This window comes from Streptomyces sp. NBC_01454 (assembly GCF_036227565.1).
Classification (GTDB): Bacteria; Actinomycetota; Actinomycetes; order Streptomycetales; family Streptomycetaceae; genus Streptomyces.
In genome coordinates this window covers 513,609-530,793 of the sequence record NZ_CP109461.1, presented here as the reverse complement: position 1 = coordinate 530,793, position 17,185 = coordinate 513,609, and the positions used below count along the sequence as shown (strand labels likewise).

At 68.6% G+C, this 17,185-nt stretch carries 19 protein-coding genes and 1 pseudogene; 15 read left to right on the top strand and 5 right to left on the bottom strand.

Annotated features, from left to right (window positions below; genetic code table 11):
- Positions 1–107: 107 nt before the first annotated feature.
- From OIU81_RS39205 to OIU81_RS39150, 12 genes and pseudogenes are all read left to right on the top strand, one after another.
- A complete protein-coding gene (locus OIU81_RS39205) occupies positions 108–812 on the top strand; it encodes a hypothetical protein (protein WP_329143058.1) in 705 nt (234 codons plus the stop codon).
- Positions 809–1,279, top strand: coding sequence for a TniQ family protein (locus tag OIU81_RS39200; protein ID WP_329143059.1), 471 nt, complete (start codon positions 809–811; stop codon positions 1,277–1,279). Before OIU81_RS39205 ends, OIU81_RS39200 begins: the two co-directional genes overlap by 4 nt.
- A gap of 24 nt (positions 1,280–1,303) precedes the next feature.
- Positions 1,304–2,484, top strand: a protein-coding gene (locus tag OIU81_RS39195) for an IS3 family transposase (protein WP_329142686.1) whose coding sequence is annotated in 2 segments (ribosomal slippage) — positions 1,304–1,571 and positions 1,571–2,484 — 1,182 coding nt in all. Because the reading frame shifts where the segments join, the coding sequence is not laid out codon by codon here.
- Positions 2,485–2,490: 6 nt separating this feature from the next.
- Positions 2,491–2,928, top strand: coding sequence for a hypothetical protein (locus OIU81_RS39190; protein WP_329143061.1), 438 nt, complete (start codon positions 2,491–2,493; stop codon positions 2,926–2,928).
- A 335-nt stretch (positions 2,929–3,263) separates the two neighbouring features.
- On the top strand, positions 3,264–4,145 hold the full coding sequence (locus tag OIU81_RS39185) for a phosphotransferase enzyme family protein (protein ID WP_329143063.1): 882 nt from the start codon (positions 3,264–3,266) through the stop codon (positions 4,143–4,145).
- Entirely contained in the window at positions 4,142–4,615 is a 474-nt protein-coding gene (locus OIU81_RS39180; RefSeq protein ID WP_329143065.1) for an NUDIX domain-containing protein, read from the top strand. Before OIU81_RS39185 ends, OIU81_RS39180 begins: the two co-directional genes overlap by 4 nt.
- The gene (locus OIU81_RS39175) at positions 4,612–5,388 is read left to right on the top strand and encodes an MFS transporter (RefSeq protein ID WP_329143067.1); all 777 of its coding nucleotides are present in this window, start codon (positions 4,612–4,614) and stop codon (positions 5,386–5,388) included. The genes OIU81_RS39180 and OIU81_RS39175 overlap by 4 nt, the downstream gene beginning before the upstream one ends.
- Before the next feature lie 162 nt (positions 5,389–5,550).
- A pseudogene (locus tag OIU81_RS39170) lies at positions 5,551–6,935 on the top strand (site-specific integrase).
- Positions 6,935–8,713 (top strand): hypothetical protein, encoded by a 1,779-nt coding sequence (locus tag OIU81_RS39165; RefSeq protein ID WP_329143070.1) that lies wholly within the window; start codon positions 6,935–6,937, stop codon positions 8,711–8,713. The pseudogene OIU81_RS39170 and the gene OIU81_RS39165 overlap by 1 nt, the downstream one beginning before the upstream one ends.
- On the top strand, positions 8,710–10,890 hold the full coding sequence (locus OIU81_RS39160; RefSeq protein WP_329143072.1) for a site-specific integrase: 2,181 nt from the start codon (positions 8,710–8,712) through the stop codon (positions 10,888–10,890). The genes OIU81_RS39165 and OIU81_RS39160 overlap by 4 nt, the downstream gene beginning before the upstream one ends.
- Before the next feature lies 1 nt (position 10,891).
- Positions 10,892–11,389: a hypothetical protein gene (locus tag OIU81_RS39155; RefSeq protein WP_329143074.1), complete on the top strand. Its 498-nt coding sequence runs from the start codon at positions 10,892–10,894 to the stop codon at positions 11,387–11,389.
- A 528-nt stretch (positions 11,390–11,917) separates the two neighbouring features.
- Positions 11,918–12,187: a hypothetical protein gene (locus tag OIU81_RS39150; RefSeq protein WP_329143076.1), complete on the top strand. Its 270-nt coding sequence runs from the start codon at positions 11,918–11,920 to the stop codon at positions 12,185–12,187.
- Positions 12,188–12,218: 31 nt separating this feature from the next.
- Here OIU81_RS39150 and OIU81_RS39145 read toward each other — a convergent pair whose 3' ends face one another.
- The 5 genes from OIU81_RS39145 to OIU81_RS39125 form a co-directional block, all read right to left on the bottom strand.
- Positions 12,219–12,485 (bottom strand): GlsB/YeaQ/YmgE family stress response membrane protein, encoded by a 267-nt coding sequence (locus OIU81_RS39145; RefSeq protein WP_329143078.1) that lies wholly within the window; start codon positions 12,483–12,485, stop codon positions 12,219–12,221.
- A 69-nt stretch (positions 12,486–12,554) separates the two neighbouring features.
- On the bottom strand, positions 12,555–12,815 hold the full coding sequence (locus tag OIU81_RS39140) for a twin-arginine translocase TatA/TatE family subunit (protein WP_329143080.1): 261 nt from the start codon (positions 12,813–12,815) through the stop codon (positions 12,555–12,557).
- 81 nt (positions 12,816–12,896) lie between these two features.
- Entirely contained in the window at positions 12,897–13,478 is a 582-nt protein-coding gene (locus tag OIU81_RS39135) for a TerD family protein (RefSeq protein ID WP_329143082.1), read from the bottom strand.
- A 614-nt stretch (positions 13,479–14,092) separates the two neighbouring features.
- On the bottom strand, positions 14,093–14,293 hold the full coding sequence (locus tag OIU81_RS39130; protein WP_329143084.1) for a hypothetical protein: 201 nt from the start codon (positions 14,291–14,293) through the stop codon (positions 14,093–14,095).
- Between the two features lie 89 nt (positions 14,294–14,382).
- Positions 14,383–14,958, bottom strand: coding sequence for a TerD family protein (locus OIU81_RS39125; protein WP_267843166.1), 576 nt, complete (start codon positions 14,956–14,958; stop codon positions 14,383–14,385).
- Positions 14,959–15,292: 334 nt separating this feature from the next.
- Between OIU81_RS39125 and OIU81_RS39120 the strand changes: the two genes are divergently transcribed.
- The 3 genes from OIU81_RS39120 to OIU81_RS39110 all read left to right on the top strand — a co-directional run bounded on the left by OIU81_RS39120 (position 15,293) and on the right by OIU81_RS39110 (position 17,164).
- Positions 15,293–15,721, top strand: coding sequence for a BlaI/MecI/CopY family transcriptional regulator (locus OIU81_RS39120; protein WP_329143089.1), 429 nt, complete (start codon positions 15,293–15,295; stop codon positions 15,719–15,721).
- A 102-nt stretch (positions 15,722–15,823) separates the two neighbouring features.
- Positions 15,824–16,225, top strand: a complete 402-nt coding sequence (locus OIU81_RS39115; RefSeq protein ID WP_329143091.1) for a BlaI/MecI/CopY family transcriptional regulator — start codon at positions 15,824–15,826, stop codon at positions 16,223–16,225.
- Between the two features lie 6 nt (positions 16,226–16,231).
- A complete protein-coding gene (locus tag OIU81_RS39110; RefSeq protein ID WP_329143093.1) occupies positions 16,232–17,164 on the top strand; it encodes a M56 family metallopeptidase in 933 nt (310 codons plus the stop codon).
- Positions 17,165–17,185: the final 21 nt, after the last annotated feature.

The following is a 17,185-nucleotide window of genomic DNA, read 5'->3' as shown; positions in this document are numbered from 1 at the left end:
TCTCCGCCCTTGGGGAAGTGCTGGCCTCGCAGCACGTGATCATCAGGAGCATTCACGACTCCCCCCTCATAGGGGAAGCCGGCCTGCCCTCTGCCCGGTGGCGGCATATGGCCGACGAAATCGTGTGGGCGAGCGAACTGCGGGCGGGCTACCGCCTCGATCGCACCCTGGATCTCGTCGAGCCGTGGCTGGAGGACGTGCGGCAGCTTGCGGCCCGGACGGCCGCAGTGGCCTCGCCTCCCGCGTCTTTCGACGTGAATGCCCTGGCCCAGGAGGTTGCGCTGGCACAAGTGCGACTGCAGCCATCCTGCCCCCATGAGGCGCAAGCCCACAGCCGGTTCGGAGATCTCGACTGCGCCTTCGAACTGCTGTCGCTTCTGCAATACACGGATCGCCCAGATCCCCACGAGCCGTTCGCAGGTGTCGTGCCCGATCTATCTGGGCATCTCGCCGCTCAGATAGGCCACCCGCTGGGCATCACGCAGGTTATGCGGGGACTGAGCACGATCGTTGGCATGCTGTCCGGAATGGGGAAGGACTTCTTGGAGGATCCCGACTTCCTCCGCCGGGCCCGCAAACTCATCCTGATCTACGGCATCCCCGCAGACCTATTCGGCGACGTTGTCGGAGGACTCATCTCCGCCGACCGTGGTGGCGGCGCGCACGGCGTGCCGCCACTGCCGATCTCCCAGGCTGGCCTGTACGTATGGGCCCGGGCGGCCCAGTACATGGCCGATGAAGCCGAGATCGAGGCCGGGCTGCTGACCACCCGCCCCTCCAGTCCGCCTGCTGTCCGCCGGAAGTCGGCATGACCACGTGGACCCCAGACCGCATCCCCCTCTGGGTTGCCCCCGTCGAGGGCGAGGCCCTGGACAGCTGGCTGGAGGCCTACGCTCGCCGATTGGCCGTCACCGGTGGGGAATTCACTCGATTCATCGGCTTGTCCTGCACAGATCTGAAGCTAATGGTTCGGCGGCTTACCCCCGTCGAACGGGATGTCCTCTCCCGCCACACTGGCCTGGCCTCCACGGCCTTGGACACGATGACGCTCGATCGCTTCGATGGGCCCATCGTGGCCATCCAGCCCGACGACCGCGCTCTGAACCGTCCCCCGGCCTGGCGGTATTACGGCTCGCGCAGTCGGTTCTGCCCCGCCTGCCTGGCAGACGACGGCGGGCGGTGGCAGCTGTCGTGGCGGCTGCCGTGGTCGTTCGCCTGTATCCGCCACGAACTCGGGCGTTTCCCCTTGAGCGTGGACACCCTGATCATTGGATCGTGATGATCCATAGGACAGGAGTTCCCGTTGGGGACGTCGAAGTACTCGCCTGAGTTCCGGGCCGATGCCGTCGCGCTGTATCACTCGAGCCCGGGTGGGACGTACGCGTCGGTGGCCAAGGACCTGGGCGTCAACCACGAGACGCTCCGCACGTGGGTGCGGGATGCCGAGCAGGCCGCCCGGCCCGGGGCGGTGGAGGCCACCGCGATGGAGAAGGAGAACCGGCAGCTGAGGGCGCGGGTGAAGGAACTCGAGCTCGAGCGGGAGATCCTGCGGAGGGCCGCGAAGTATTTTGCGGCGGAGACCAGTTGGTGAGCAGCCGCTTCCAGTTCGTCGAGGATCACCGTGGCGCCTTCGGCGTCAAGCGGCTGTGCCGGGTACTCGCGGTCTCGCGTTCCGGCTTCTACCGGTGGCTGGCCGGCGCATCCGCGCGGGCCAGCCGGGCGAGGGCGGATGCCGAGCTCGCCGAGCGCATCAACCGGATCCATCAGGAATCGGACGGCACCTATGGGGTTCCGCGCGTCACCGCCGAGCTGAAGGAGGCCGGGAAGCCGGTCAATCACAAGCGGGTCGAGCGCGTCATGCGCAAGTTCCACATCGTCGGGCTGCACCTGCGCAAGAAGGTCCGCACCACCATTCCCGAGCCGTCGGCGACACCGGTGCCGGACCTGCTCCAGCGGGACTTTGCTGCCCCGGTGCCGAACACCAAGTACGTGGGCGACATCACCTATCTCCCGATCGGCAACGGCCAATTCCTTTATCTGGCAACGGTGTTGGACCTGTGCTCGAAACGCCTGACGGGCTGGTCGATCGCCGACCACATGCGGACCTCGCTGGTCACCGACGCGCTCAGGGCCGCAGCGAGGGCCCGCGGCGGGGACGGCCTGCGCGGGGCGATATTTCACAGCGACAACGGGGCGCAATATGTGTCGAAGGAGTTCGCCCAGGTCTGCTCGGAGCTGGGCGTGACCAGATCGCGAGGCACGGTCGGCACAAGTGCGGACAACGCCGCCGCGGAGAGTCTGAACGCGACCATGAAGCGCGAAACGCTCCAGGGCCGCAAGCGGTGGAACGGGGCCAGTGAGGCCCGCCTCGCGGTCTTCCGCTGGGCGACCCGCTACAACACCCGCCGACGGCACTCCCGCCTCGGCCAGATCAGCCCGATCACCTACGAACAGCGATCAACTACGCTGGCCACCGCCGCATGACAACCGGTGTCCACGATCACGGGGAAGGCCCCCTCCTCTCCCGACATCGCCCACGAACTGGGCGTCGGCAAGAACGAAATCATGCGGCTGATACGCAAGTGGGGCATCCCCCAGCACCCCGTCGGCCAGTTCACGAACCCCTTCGCCTCGCTCGATGTCGAACTCTCGGCCGCGATGCACTCCGTCAGCCGAACGAAGAACTGCACCCAGCGCCTCCAGCACCTCATCACAGCCTCCAAGCACAACACGCTTCGAGATGCCGCCACTGAATTGGGAGTGGGCTGGGGCACCCTGAACTACCAACTGAAACGGATCGAAGAGGTTGCAGGCTTCACCATCCTCGACTTCGGACGCTCCCGACCACTCACCGTCACAGAAGACGGACGCACCTTCCTGGCCGAAGCTATGCAGCTACTCGACCTTCTCAAAGGCAACAGAGAGTGACCGCTCTCGGCCAGCACACGCGGCAGAATGCTCAGGATCGACCGACTGGACCTTTGCTCATCAACCCCGGATTCCGATGTTTCCACAGGAACCAGTGCCCACGAAATCGCGGAACCTACAATCCGACCTGATCCCCTGCCCGCAATCCTGAGCCAACTCCGGCCGGCCGGCAACGGCCGGGCGCGGCCGCGGCCGGCCTGGTCGGCCCATCCGGCACCCCGACGACCAACGCGACCGACACCCCCGGGAGGAACCGTGTTCCCCGATCTCACCGAATCTAATGGCGGTGTGCTCTGCCGCTCCGCCGTCCCGCGCCCGGGCGCGACGTGTGCCGGATGAGCCCGACGAAGCCGCTGCCCGCGGCCCTGAAGCGTTGGGCGGAACAACGGATCGGCCCCGTCGTGTCCGTCCGCGACGCCTCGCACAGCTGGGACCGCTCCCGGGTGTGGGACCTGGAGGGCGGGAGCAGGGTTCACCGCTACCTGAAGGTCTCGCCCTCGGTGAAGTTCTTCACCCGCGAGAGCCGGGCATACCGTCACATCGTCCCCGCCCTCAGACACACCCGGGCGCCCCACCTCATCGACAGCCGCGCCCAGGACCTGGCCCTGCTGCTCACCGCGGTCCCCGGCGCCCCGGCGAAAGAACTCGGCTTGGACGCCGTCGAGTGGCGGACCGTGCACCAGCAGGCCGGAGCACTCTGCGCCCGGCTCCACGAGGCGGGACTCGACCGCGGCGACCGGGCGGAGGCCGAAGCCTCTTTGTCCGCCGCCGCTGACGGAGCGGAGAAGTACCTGGCTCGCGCCGGGGACCGGCTCAACCAGGACGAGCAGCAGCTGATCCGCGACCACGCTGCCCGTCTTCGCCGCGCTGGCCCGGTGCCCGCCGGCTACATCCACGGCGACAACCAGCCGAGGAACTGGCTGTGGTCCAAGCACGGGCTCGCCCTCGTCGACTTCGAACGGTCCCGGCCGGCCGCCCGCGTCCAGGACTTCGTCATCCTCGCCACCACCCAGTGGGCCGACCATTCGGACCGCGAGAAGGCGTTCCTCCGGTCCTACGGGCGGGAGCTGTCCGACGCCGAGCGGCACGCGCTGCGCTGCCTGACCGCGCTGGACGCGGTCAACTGCCTGGCCTGGGGCCCGGACAACGGCGATGCCGAGGTCACCGCCCGGGGCCGGCGGACCCTGGACCGGCTCATGAAGGAGGACCGGCCGTGAGCGCCGTACACCGGAGCATCGGGAACGTCATGGTCCTGCTCCAGCGTCCCGGCGACGGCCGGGTCCTGACCGTCCGGCACCAGGCGACGTCGTGGCCCTCCCCCGGGATGCTCACGGTCGTCGGAGGGCGCCTTGAGGACAGCGAGTTCCTCGACGAGGGAGCCGTGCGCGAGCTCGCCGAGGAAGTCGGCATCCACATCAGCCCGGACCGCCTGCGGTTCTGCCAGCTGCTCCACTTCCACGCGGCGGACGGTGAGCGGGTGATCGGCGCCGCCTTCACGGTGCGGGAGTGGGAGGGCACCCCGTACAACCGCGAGCCGGGCACGCACACCGAGCTGGAGTGGGTCGACCCCGCCGCCCCGCCGCCCGACTGCCACCCCTTCACCCACGCGGTCCTCACCCACTTCTCCACCGGCCAGCTCTACGCCAACGTGATCGCCCCGGAACTGCTGGGCGGTGAGGCCGGGTGACGACCTCCACCCAGACGGCCAAGGCCGCGAAGGTCGCCTCCTCGGATCTGCGCCGTCTTGTCGGCAGCGAGTGCGCGAGCCTGTCCGGGTCGGCGGTCAGCACCGTCGCCATCCCCACCCTGGCCGTGCTGGAGCTCCACGCCTCCACCACCCAGATCGCGGTGCTCGCCTTCCTCGGCCAGCTTCCGAACGCCGTCGTGGCGCTCCCGGCCGGCGCGTTCTCGGACCGGCACGCCAAGCGCCCCCAGATGATCGTCACAGACCTCACTGCGGCCGGAGCCCTCGCGACCATCCCAGCCGCCGCCTTCGCCGGGGTGCTCGGCATCGGCCAGCTGTACGCGGTCGCCGTCGTCCTCGGTGTCGCCAAGATCGTGCACGACGCGGCGGCCATCAGCTACCTGCCTGTCCTCGTCGAACCTCACCTGCTGCAACGCGCGAACTCGAGGCTTGGCGCGGCCTCGTCGGTGGCCGACAGCGCGGGCAGCAACGCGGGCGCCGCGATGGTCGGGGCCGTCGGCGCTGCCCGCTCGGTTCTCGCCGACGTCCTGTCCTACCTCGTCTCCGCCCTTCTCGTTTGGCGCATCCGCACCCCCGAGCCGGTCGCCGTGCCGCCCGAGGGCCGCCGCAGCCTCGCGCGGGACATCGGCGAGGGCCTGCGCTACGTGGTTGGGCAGCCCACGATCCGCACGGTGATCGCCGCGCTGTCCGCTCTCAGCTTCGGCCTGGCGATCATGAACACGTACCGGGCGTACTACCTGCTTGTTCCCGCTTAGCGACAGTGTTGCTTACTGCCTGATGTGCCACCTGACCTGCTCGTTTGTTTGTTGCACTCAGCCGGGTTGCATTGATACTCATCGGCCATGCACCAATCGACGTACTCATCAGCGGGCTGGGAGTCCTGGGGTCTTGCGTTCAGTCCGGCGATCCCGGAGGGGATGCCGTTGCTGTTCGACGACGACCTCCTCTTCGAAGACAGCAACGGCGTCCGTCCCACAACCGTGATCAACTGCTGGGCCTGCGAGCTGCCGACGAACGGATGCCCATCGCCGAATTCGTGGCCCTACTACGTGCGGACGGTCCGTGAGTGGCTAGAGTTCACATCCGAGCACGGGGTCGCCCTGTTCGACACGCGGCGTCGCCTGAAGGCGGCGTTGGGCGCGTACTCCGTCTATCGAGCCCAGGGCCCCCTCAAGCACCGCTTCGAGGCATCTACGTGGAACCAGAACATGGGGATTCTGGCGGGTTTCTACAAGTGGGCGAAGGACGAGGAGTACGCAGACTCCGAGCCGTTCACGTACCGGCAGGCGGTCTGGGCCTTCAATGGGCAAGTCCGCCGCGGACGGGTCAACCAGTCACGAAGGCGCCAGGCCAAGCCCCATGTGACGATCAAATATCTCGACGACGACTTCACGGACATCCTCCTGAAAGCGTTGGCGGGCCTGGGCCCGGACGGGGAGCGGGATCTGCGATACCGAGGGCGAGAGTTGGCCCGAAACTCGGCGGTCGGCCGAATGATCGTCTCCAGCGGGCTACGCAGCCAGGAATACACGTACTTGCTGGTCTGCGAGGTGCCGCCGCTTCCCTCTCGACGGACTGCGGTACCGGTGTCGTTCCCGATCCCTTCCGGGATCACCAAGGGAAGCAAGTACCGCGAGTCGTGGATCGATTACGACGCGCTGGCTGAACTGCACTCCTACATCGCTCTCGACCGGGCAGCGGCGACGTTCGGATCGCCGTGGCGGCCGCCGGCCCGGTGGGGGGAGCCCCTGTTCGTAACGGAGGCCGACCAGCGGGGAGGGCGTGTCAACGGGGTCCGTGTGCAGTGGAGTTCGCTCGTACCTGACGAGCGGCGGCGCCTGGTCGCCCCGGACGGTGGTTCGATGCTGCTGTCGGTGTGGGGCCAGGGACGCCCGTTCACCGGATGGTCCTCGGTCTTCGCCAGGACCGCGGATCGCATCCGCGAGCGTTACGAGCCGCGCTTCCCGCACGTCAATCCGCATCGGCTGCGTCACACCATGGCCATGGCGACCATGGCTCGGCTCATGCGCGGCTGGTATGAGCAGGCCGCGCGGCAGGTCCGCGACACCGATGACGATGCCGCCCTGGCGCACTACTTGCGGACCCAGGAACCGCTGCTGATCCTGCGCGATCTGCTCGGACATGCCACTTCACTGACCACGGAAGCGTACCTCACCGCTTGGACGTGCTCCGCCTGTTCACCTCCCTGTACCGGCGGGTCGGCAAGGAGTACGGCCTGCTGGACGAGGAGGCCGAGCTGGAGCTCGAGACCGAGTTCGACGACCAACTGGCGGGGGTCTGATGCCGGCCACCGTCACGCTTGACCCGCTGGGCGTGCACTGCATCTTCAGCGACGGGTCGGAGTACCGCCGCCCCCTGCGCGTGCGACGTCCAGTGGTACTCCCGGGGCTGGCACGCACCCTGCTGGAAGGCGCCACGGACCTTGTCCATCCGCACGGACAGGTCGACAGCGCCGGAGGAGTCGACCTCTACCTCACGGCCGTCCGCGGTTTCACCGACTGGCTGGTCGAGTTCGGGTTCTCCGGCGGAGTATCCGACCTGACGCGCGCGCTCCTCGCCCGGTACTGGCGGCAAGGGGTGCGATCCTCCCAGGAGAGCGCGCTGCGGGCGATGTTGCGTTGCGCGGATGACCAGGATCAGATCCTGGCGCCGGACGTGCGCGCGTTCGTCGATGGCCGGCTGTTCAACACGGGCGAGCGGTACGGCTCGCACCAGCCGTACAGCGAGGCCGAATGGGCCCGGCTCATCCGTACCTGCCGGGACGAGGCCGATGGCGCCTTCCGGGAGTTCCGCACGGCCCGTGAGCAGGCTTCGTCAGAGGATGGGCCAGGAGCTTCGCTCCGAGAGCGCACTGCCCATCACTGGCTGGTGCTTCACAACGGGCCCGATCCGCTCGTCACCGAGATGACAGACCGCGGCTCGTTCCCCTTCCGGCAGAGGTATGGGGTTGGTCTTCGCGCGGTGCTGGATCCGCTGATCCCGACCCTGGACGTGATGATCGCCTATCAGCTGCTGTTCGGCGCCTACACGGGGATCGTGCCGGACGGGATCGCGGACCTGGGACTCGACGACATCGAGTGGGCGGGTGACGAGAAGATCCTCCTCAGCTATGTCAAGGGCCGCACCGCGGCGGAGAGTCTTGCTCTGTCACGTAAGGCCACTCGCCTGCTGGAACAGTGGCTCGATCACTCCGCGGTGGCCCGCCGCTTCGCGCCCGAGGAGTTGCGCGACGAGCTCTGGGTGCGTTTCACGCCGGGCGGTACGCGGTCGGGAGAGCGGTGGCTGGCCAAGCCGGCCACGCGCCTGTCCATATGCGCCTGGGTTGAGCGGCGCCAAGCAGTCGACGAGGACGGGCGCCCCACGCAGATGACTGGTGACGACGGTCTCCCCCTGGCCCTTCACCGGCACCGCATCCGCACTACCCACGACGCGCTGAAAGACCGGTCACATTGGCGCGGCAGCCGCCGGTCCACGCTGGATCCGAACCGGTCCCCCGGCGTTGAGGGGGACCACTACCTGACGAACACGACGCCGGCTCAGCGCGAGGCGGCGGAGGACATCATCGCCCAGGCGCAGGAGGACCTCGTTCGCCGGGCGCTGCCGCCCTTGGTGCTGGCCACCGCTGAAATGGCCGACCTGGTGGAGAACTATCCCGAGCACATGAAGCGGCTCGGCCTGGATGACAACGCCTTGGCGCAGCTTCTTTCCGGGGAACGCGACGTATTCACCGCGGCGTGTGGAGATCAGCTGTCGGGGCTCCACGGGCCGAAGGGCAAGCCCTGTCCGGCACGTCCGTGGGTGTGTCTGCTGTGCCCGCTGGCCTTGTTCTCCCCTCGCCATCTGCCGAACCTGCTGCGGCTACGGGCGTTCTTCTCCCGCCAGTGGCAGCAGATGACTACCGCCGAGTTCATCCCCGTCTTCGGCCCGTACGCCCACCGTCTCGACGAGATCCTGACTCCCGGCCGGTACTTCTCCGAGCACACGCTGCGTGCCGCTGCTGCCGAGGTCACCGATTCCGATGTCGAGCTTCCCCTGCGGCCTGAGGAGCACACTGTATGACCACCCTGCACCGGCCCACCGGCCTCGCGGCTGCCTTTTCTCGTTCCGTCTTTCGAGGTGAGGACGTGTGCGCTGCGGCCGGTCTGCCGGTCCACGGTGCGGGCCCGCATCCGCACTTCGACGACGCAATCTGGGACTTCACCGGTGTCATCGGGCTGCCGCGGTACCTTGCGCGGCACGCGCGGATCTTGTCCTTCACCGAGATCCTCAATCCCCAGTGGAGGGAACTCGCGAAGGAGTTCATCTTCGCCCGGCTCGCACCGGACCACCGCGCGGTGCGGGAGCTTGCTCACGCCTACCGAACACCTGTACAGATAGCCACGGTGCACGGGCGGCTGACCGTGCTGACCGGCTGGCTGAACTGGCTCACCGAACAGGGCGTGGACGATCTCGGGGAGGTATCCCAGCAGCACTGTGCTGCCTACCTGGAACTTCGCAAGAAGGTACGGGACAAGCACGGCGTGGTGATCCGCGACAGCAGCCCCGGCTACCGCATGGACGTAGTGGCGGTCATCCAGGAGCTGGGCTACTACAAGGAATTGTTCTCAGCCGACGGCTACGTGTCGGGTTTCCGTCCGTGGGGGCGACGCACGGCGTACTCCGTCGCCGGGATGGTCCGTCGGACGGGCAACACGACACCGCCGCTGAGCAACGACGTCTTCCAACCGCTCGTCGCGGCGGCCCTGTACGTGGTGGAGGTGCTGGCGCCGCACGTCATGGAGCTGCAGCAGCAGTTGCAGGAGATGGTGCCGAACCGGCCGGGCCGCAACAACCGTGAGCGTCCGGACTGGAGGGTCGAGGTCGCGCAGGCCATCGACCGTCACATACAGGAGGCTGATCCGTTCGATGTCGCCCTCGATCACGTCGTAGTCGAGCGGCTGGCGGACGGATGGGATCCGGACGATCCGCTGCTACGGGTGAACCTGATTTCCCTCGCCCACGAGACCGGACGGCGCGCCTTCCACTACACGTGGCTGCCCACGCTGCGCGGGCGCCTGGAGAAGGCCGTCAGAGAAGTCGGTCTGTCCAAACGCTGGGGCCGGACGGCCGCCCTGGTCGAACGCGCGGACGGACGGGGCAGTGTCCCCTGGACCCTGCCGATGAACACCACCGAGGCCCGACTGCAGCTCTCCCGGGCCCGCACAGCCTGCCTCATCGCGCTCGCCGCACTGACTGGAATGCGGAAGAGTGAACTGGCTGAGCTGACCCGCGATTGCCGCCTGCCTCCCGAACAGCTCGGCGAAGGGCGCGTCCGCTACCGCCTGAAGGGCAAGGTCATCAAGGGCCGGAAGCTGGGTGGTGAACACGATCAGTGGGTGGCCATCAAGCAGGCGTACGACACTGCCGACGTAGCCGCCTCGCTCGCTGACCCGGTGAAGAACGCCGGTCACCTGTTCAAGTCGCTCTCCTTCTTCACCCCGTACGAATGGTTCCTGACCTGGGTCAATGGCCCAGAGGGACGTCGCCTTGGGCTGGCGCCGATCCCCGAGGTGCCGGTCAGTCTGCGGATGCTACGGAGAACCCTCGCGGTGGAAATGGCGCACCGGCCCGGTGGTCTGCTGGCCGCCAAGATCCATCTCAAGCACATTTCCGTGGTCACCACCGAGGGCTATGCGGACCGCCCTGGTGGGGCCCAGTCGGTGCTGATGGCCGAGTTTGGCCAAGAGGAGCGAGAGCACAAGATGCGCGTCGCCCTGGACGCATTCCACGACTACCAGAACGGTATCCGGCCTGCGGGGCCTGGCGCCAGCGACCTCCTGGACTTCTTCGCGTTCGTCGACGAACAGCTGGATTCCCCAGGGGCGCCGAACATCAAGCGCAGCGACCAGGAGGTGACGAACCTGCTCGCCAAGCGGGCCAAAGCCCTGCACCTGGGGCCGGCGAACTACTGCTGGTTCCTCGATCCGTCCAAGGCGCTGTGCCTCAAGCTCGCAGGTACCCACGCCCGCGGGGCGACAGAGCCCTTGATCGGCATGTGCGATTCGGCGCGGTGCCCCCAGGCCACCCATCATGCCGGGCACCGCCCGGTGTGGGCGGCCAGCGCCGAAAGTAAGAAGGTCTTCATCGCAACCATCGGACGCGCACAGCGGACGGAGAAGGCCCGGCTGGGTACGGAACTCGCCCGCGATGAACGGGTACTGGCCGAGATCGACGCCCTCTCCGGAACGGGGGTATGATGTGGCCCGCATCAGCGACGAGACCCGGCGGAACAACGAGACGGCCATTCGGCACGTCATGGAACGGCTCCTTGCCGGTGACGTTCCCCCGGGCGGCAAATGCGACATCAAGACCCTCGCGACCCAGGCCGGGGTCGCCCGCACCGGCTTCTATCCCAAGAAGAACCGCGATGGCTCACCGCGGCCCGGCCCCTACCAACACCTGGCGGAGGAGTTCGAGCGCCGGTTGACCGAGCTTCGGGAAACGGGCGTGATTCCGGACCCGCGGGCGGCACAGATCGAGCGCCTCAAGGAACAGGTCTCCGGGCTGAAGGAACGCCTCGCCGCGCGTGACGCGCAGGTCGATCGGCTCACTGACTTCAGGGAGCGGGCTCTGTCGCAGATCGCCGCCCAGAGGATGGAGATCGAGCGGCTTCGCGACGTCTTGGCCGCGCCGTCGAATGTCCGTGCTCTGCCAAACAGTTCGAAGGCGAGTGCACCGTACGGATCGTGCAGCTGAGCGCAATCGCAGGTAGGGGCGACCGCCCGGTTGAAGATTGCCGGACGGCCGCCCCGTTGCCTTGCTCTGGGGATCTACTTGTCTGCCCGAGGACGCGCACCTGGCGCCGGTCGCCTTGAGGGTGTTACCAGCCGATGGGCAGGCGGGTCTCGGGCCGGGTGACGCGGACACCGGCGGCGAGACGGTCATCGGGTGTGGTGGCGGGGTAGGCGGTGACGACCGGCTGTTCGGGCCGTTCCTGGCTCCAGCGCTGCAGGAGGTCATTGACCTGGCCGAGGATTGTACTGCTGTCCGGACCGTGCGCGATGAGGCCGAGCTCGTTTGCGTCCTCACCGGCCGGGCGGGCGGTCAGGTAGACGAGGGTGCCGGCGTCGTACAGGCCCGCCCCAGCCCACCGGATGGCGGGATCAGCCAGGTTGAGGGCGCGAGCGGAGGAGCCGATGGACAGCCGGCCGAAGCTGAGGCAGCTGTTGCACTACCCGGCCGGGCCCCTACCAGCACCTTGCCGAGGAGTTCGAGCGGCGCCTTGTGGCCCTCCAGCAGGCCGGCAAGATCGTCGACCCACGGGCCACGCAGATCGAACGGCTCAAGGCCCAGGTCGCCGAGCTCAAGGATCGGGTCGCCAAGCGGGACGAAGCCATGGCCGAGCTCACCGCCTTCAAGACCGTCGCTATCTCTCAACTCGCTGCCCAGAACGACGAGATAACGCGGCTTCGGGAACAAGCGGCCGCCCTCGGTAACGTCCGCCGCCTGCCCGCCGCCCGCGGTGGTACGGCGCCGTACGGGTCGTGCAGTTGAGGCGGATCCGGCCCGAGTGTCCAGGCCACGATCAGTCCCGGGAGTGGCCGAACAGGATGCGGTAGCCCATCAGCAGCACCAGGGCGCCGCCGATGGCCGCGCACCAGGTGGTGAGGTCGAAGAAGTGGGTCTCCACGGTCTTGTCGAAGAAGATCTCGGAAAGCCAGCCGCCGAGGAAGGCGCCCGCGATCCCGATAGCCATGGTGCCTATGAGGCCGCCGGGGTCGCGTCCGGGGAGGAGGAGTTTGGCGATCGCTCCGGCCAGAAGTCCGAGAGTGATCCAGCTGATAATGCCCATGGTCGAGGCGTTCCCTGCAGCGGCGTGGAAGAGAAGTTGTCGAGGCCCGAAGGCGCCGGGGTAGGCTGGTCAGTGCCGTGGGGCGCCAGTGCTGTTCTGACCGCTGGACTGGGGGCTGATCACGTCGCCGGGTGCCACTTCGATGACCCGTTTGGCGGCCCCGCCGGCAGGTGGTGCCTGCGCGCCGCTCTCACTCTTCATCGCGCGGGCCTCGCTCTTGAGGATGCGGGCCGACTTGCCCATGGAGCGGGCAAGTTCGGGAAGCTTCTTCGCTCCCAGGATCAGGATGACGATGATGCAGATGATCGCTATCTCACTGATACCGAACATGGAGTTCTTCCCTCCAGAAGATAGGGCGGCGCCTGGCGGCAGCGGCGGGCGGCCAGTCCGGGCCTGCGCTGCCGGTCCGGATCAGAGGTGGGAGCCGATGGCGGGCAGGAGGTCCTTGAAGGTCCGGCCGTCAGCCGGCTCCCCGATCGCGGACATGTTCCAGCCCGCTCCGGAGCGGTGGACCTTGGCCATGACCTGCGCGGTGTACTTGCCGCCGCCGGAGAGGGTGTAGCGGGCCAGCTCCTGCCCGTTGCTCTCGTCGATGAGGCGGCAGAAGGCGTTCTCCACCTCGGCGAAGGTCTGTCCGGTGAAGGAGTTGACGGTGAAGACGATCTGGTCGACGTGCACCGGTACCCGCCCCAAGTCCACGAGGATGGACTCGTCGTCCCCGCCCTGGCCGGCGCCTCCGACGACATTGTCGCCGGCGTGCCGCACCGATCCGTCCTTGCTGACCAGCTGCTGGAAGAAGACCACATCCACCGGCTCCTGGCCGGCGAAGAGGACCGCCGAGGCATCCAGGTCGATCTCCTTCGCGGTCATGCGTGCGAGGAAGCCCTTGCGCGGGGCGGCCTGCCATCCCAGCCCCATCCTGACCACGCTCAGGGCGCCGCCGCCTGACTTCTCCAGGCTGATCTGCTGGCCCTTGCTGAGATTGATTCCCACCGATGTCCTCCTGGTGCTTTGGGGCCGAAACGTCGTGGCCCGGTGCCGCGTTGGCGCGACCATCAGAATCTACAGCACTGTAGAATCAGATGGCAGAGGGCGCGTCGTGAAGGGCCCGGCCGCTCGAGCGTCCAAGCACGTGTGGGTCGGCGGCCGGTTGGCGCGGCATGGGCGGCCGGTCACTCCTGGGAGCGGCCGGGGCCGCCGAGGTCCGATCTCGCGCGACAGCGGACCGCTGGCGCCGGGCTCGGCGCGGACGCGGTCGGTCGGGCGGGCGGGGGCGAGTGCGTATTGATGGGGCCGGGACCACAGAGGGGGTGATCCATCAGGGCGTGGCGCCATGGTTCAGCTCTGACCCAGGCCGTCTTGTGACGTTGGGGGTGCGGGTCGGCGGCGTGCGCTGCACAGGAGCAGGCTGGCGGGCACCGCGAGACAGCGATGGCCATGACGCTCCAGCCTGCGCCGGTCAGGGCCTGAGCGAGGGGCCGCGCGGTTCTGGCCTCGTGAAAGGTGTAGCCGAGCATGAGGAATATCGTGGCCGCGATCGCAGAGAGGGCCGGGGTGAGCTCAGCCATGCCCGTAAGCAATCCCCCTCCGGCCCCTCCGCTCGGCAATCACTCGGCGTCTGCCTGTGCTTGCACCCGAGCCAGGGCCATGCGTTCGGCCTTGGCTTCAGCGGGGGTGACTCCGGCGGCCGCGTCGCACGCGCCGGTGTTGTCGAGGGCCACGCAAATGTCAGGCGCGTGCAGTGCCCGGTGGGGCGCGAGTCCGCGATAGGCACGGTCGACCTCGTCCAGGGGGGCCGGGGTCTTCATGAAGATCCCCTGAATGAGTGAATGGGCAATCGGCTGTCACGCCCGGCGGGCAGGCCCTGGCAGGGCCCGCCCACTGGCGCTCTGATAAGTCAGACGCCGACGCCGAAGTCGGAGGCAATCCCGGAGAGGCCGGAGGCGTAGCCCTGGCCGACCGCGCGGAACTTCCACTCGGCGCCGTTGCGGTAGAGCTCGCCGAAGACCATCGCGGTCTCGGTGGCGGCGTCCTCGGAGAGGTCGTAGCGGGCGATCTCGGCGCCGCCGGCCTGGTTGACGACGCGGATGTAGGCGCCGCGGACCTGGCCGAAGCTGTGGCCGCGGCTTTCGGCGTCGTGGATCGAGACCGGGAAGACGATTTTCGTGATGTCGGCGGGCACGGTGGCGAGGTCGACCTTGACGACCTCATCGTCACCCTCACCCTCACCCGTGAGGTTGTCGCCGGTGTGCTCGACGGACCCGTCCGGGCTCTTGAGGTTGTTGTAGAAGACGAAGTGCTGGTCGGAGGCGACCTTCCCGGAGTCGCCCACGAGGATGGCGCTGGCGTCGAGGTCGTAGTCGACTCCCGTTGTCGTGCGCACATCCCAGCCCAGGCCGACCAGGACGGCCGTCAGGCCCGGGGCCTCCTTGCTCAGCGAGACATTGCCGCCCTTGGACAGGCTCACACCCATGTCGCATCCCTTCACATTGCCCGCGGGCCGGGCGCTTTCCCGGGCCGTCGGCCGATCAGCATCAAAATCTACAACATTGTAGAAATGGAGGCCATGCGCCCTGACGTCCCCGGCCGGGTTCACGCCGTTCGGCGAAGGCCGCTTGCACTGCACGGGAAGGGCCGCTGCCGGGCCCGGTGGGGGCGGCATGCCGGATGCGAGAGCCCCCCGGTCCGCACCCTGCCGCTCCCGGCGCCAGCCCTTCACGCGGCCGGGTGTGCGCGGGCCGCTTCCGCCGACGAGGGGTGAAAATCTACAATGCCGTAGAAGATGGTGGGGGGAGATGGAGACGCGAGTGGATGACGACCGAGATGTCCTGGCATCGGCTGCGCGTGTCCGCCGGGGCAAGGGTGAGCTGAAGGCGAGCGTCCTGGCTGCTCTCGGGCAGGCCCCGGGCCCGGTCTCCGCAGGCTGGGTGCGCCAGCACGTCGACCCGGCTCTCGCCCACACCACTGTGGCGACCACGCTGACCCGACTGGAGGCGGCGAGCGCCGTGGTCCGTTGCCGTCTGGGCGGCACCGTGGTGTGGAGTGCCGTGACCGACGGGGCAGGACTGGCGGCCTGGCGGATGCGCCGGGTTCTTGAGGGTGAGAGCGACCGGCGGGCCGTGCTGCGATGTTTCGTCGCACGGCTGTCCCCGGACGAGGAGCGGTGGTTGCGCACTCGCTTCACCAGGGAGGAGGGGGCACGCCCCGGAGGCCGGCCAGCGCCGCACCATGGGTGAGGTGAGCAGAAGGAAGACAGAGGCCGATCTGCAGATCATGCAGTCTGTACGATGAACCGCCCCGGCGCGACGGTCGGGGCGATACGGCGGGAGGTTGACGGCATGACGGACCAGAACACGGGCGGCGCCGGGCATCCCCCCCGGCGCGGCCAGGGCGCGCTGGAAGCCGAGGTACTCGCGGCGCTGTGCCAGGCGCCGGGTCCTGTCACCGCGGGCTGGGTGCAGGAGCGGCTCGGCGGCAGCCTCGCCTACACGACGGTGATGACCATCCTGACCCGGCTCCACATCAAGGGGGCGGTCGCCCGGGAGCGGGCGGGGCGATCCTTCGAGTGGACGCCGGTCGCCGACGAGTCCGGGCTGGCCGCGCTGCGGATGCGCAGGGTTCTGGACGGCGAGGCGGACCGGGAGGCGGTTCTGGCGAGTTTCGTCACCGCCCTGTCGCCCCGGGACGAGCGGCTGCTGCGGGATCTGCTGGCGCAAGCCCCCCGAGAAGGGGAAGACTGACGGGTTATGGGGGTCTTCGTCTTCCTGCCACTGGTACTGCCCTTAACGGCATGGCCGATCGCGCGCCTGGCCGAGCACCATCTTCACCCGCGGACCGCGACCTGGCTGCTGACGGGTGTCGCGGCCGTGCTCGCGGTGTGCAGCACCCTGTGCCTTGCCCTGCTGATGGTCGTGGGCACGGCGCAGCTGCCGGGTAATCCGCTGCCGGACGGCTGGTCGGACCCCGAGGTGCGCGAAGCGGTGCCGTACGACGAAGTGGCGGGCAAGGCCGCCATCCCCGCCCTGTTGGCGGTGATCGCCGCGTGCACCTCCGCCGCGTGGCGTCATCACCGGGTGCGCCGACGCAGCGGCCGCGCCCTTTCCGGGCTGCCCGCCACCGCGGTGGCCGTTCTGCCCGACGATGTGCCCTACGCGTACGCGCTGCCGGGCGGGCGCCGCGACCGTGTCGTGGTGAGCACCGGCATGCTCGCCGCCCTGACCTCGCGTGAGCGCCGGGCCCTGTTCGCGCACGAGCGCGCCCACCTGGCCGGCCGCCACCACCGATTCCTCCTCGCAGTCCAGCTCGCCGCCCGCGCCAACCCCTTCCTTCGACCCTTGCGTTCCGCCGTCACTTACACCGCCGAACGCTGGGCGGACGAAGACGCCGCCGCTACCGTCGGCAGCCGGCGCATGGTGGCCGTGGCCATCGGGAGAGCAGCGTTGATCAGCCGCGGCACGCCTCTGTCCACCCTGGCCGGAATCGCTGCCGCCGGTCCGGTGCCGCGCCGCGTCGCCGCCCTGCTGGGTCCAGCGCCCGCGGGCCGCAACTGGCCTCCGGCCTTCACCGCGGTCGGCCTTGCCGTGTGGGGCGCGGCGGCGGGCACCACCGCCTCCGCCCTGTCCTCGGCGAACTCGGCCGTCACCCTGTACTTCATCCTGCACGCGGCCACCCCCCTGTAGCGGGACGGCGGCCCGGCCGCG

Excerpts from the sequence above, each read along its gene's own strand:
- OIU81_RS39145 (WP_329143078.1), bottom strand. The coding sequence starts at position 12,485 with ATGGGCATTATCAGCTGGATCACTCTCGGACTTCTGGCCGGAGCGATC.
- OIU81_RS39130 (WP_329143084.1), bottom strand. The coding sequence starts at position 14,293 with ATGAAGACCCCGGCCCCCCTGGACGAGGTCGACCGTGCCTATCGCGGA.
- OIU81_RS39200 (WP_329143059.1), top strand. The coding sequence starts at position 809 with ATGACCACGTGGACCCCAGACCGCATCCCCCTCTGGGTTGCCCCCGTC.
- OIU81_RS39160 (WP_329143072.1), top strand. The coding sequence starts at position 8,710 with ATGACCACCCTGCACCGGCCCACCGGCCTCGCGGCTGCCTTTTCTCGT.
- OIU81_RS39140 (WP_329143080.1), bottom strand. The coding sequence starts at position 12,815 with ATGTTCGGTATCAGTGAGATAGCGATCATCTGCATCATCGTCATCCTG.
- OIU81_RS39125 (WP_267843166.1), bottom strand. The coding sequence starts at position 14,958 with ATGGGTGTGAGCCTGTCCAAGGGCGGCAATGTCTCGCTGAGCAAGGAG.
- OIU81_RS39110 (WP_329143093.1), top strand. The coding sequence starts at position 16,232 with ATGGGGGTCTTCGTCTTCCTGCCACTGGTACTGCCCTTAACGGCATGG.
- OIU81_RS39205 (WP_329143058.1), top strand. The coding sequence starts at position 108 with ATGGCCGACGAAATCGTGTGGGCGAGCGAACTGCGGGCGGGCTACCGC.
- OIU81_RS39185 (WP_329143063.1), top strand. The coding sequence starts at position 3,264 with ATGAGCCCGACGAAGCCGCTGCCCGCGGCCCTGAAGCGTTGGGCGGAA.
- OIU81_RS39115 (WP_329143091.1), top strand. The coding sequence starts at position 15,824 with ATGACGGACCAGAACACGGGCGGCGCCGGGCATCCCCCCCGGCGCGGC.
- OIU81_RS39165 (WP_329143070.1), top strand. The coding sequence starts at position 6,935 with ATGCCGGCCACCGTCACGCTTGACCCGCTGGGCGTGCACTGCATCTTC.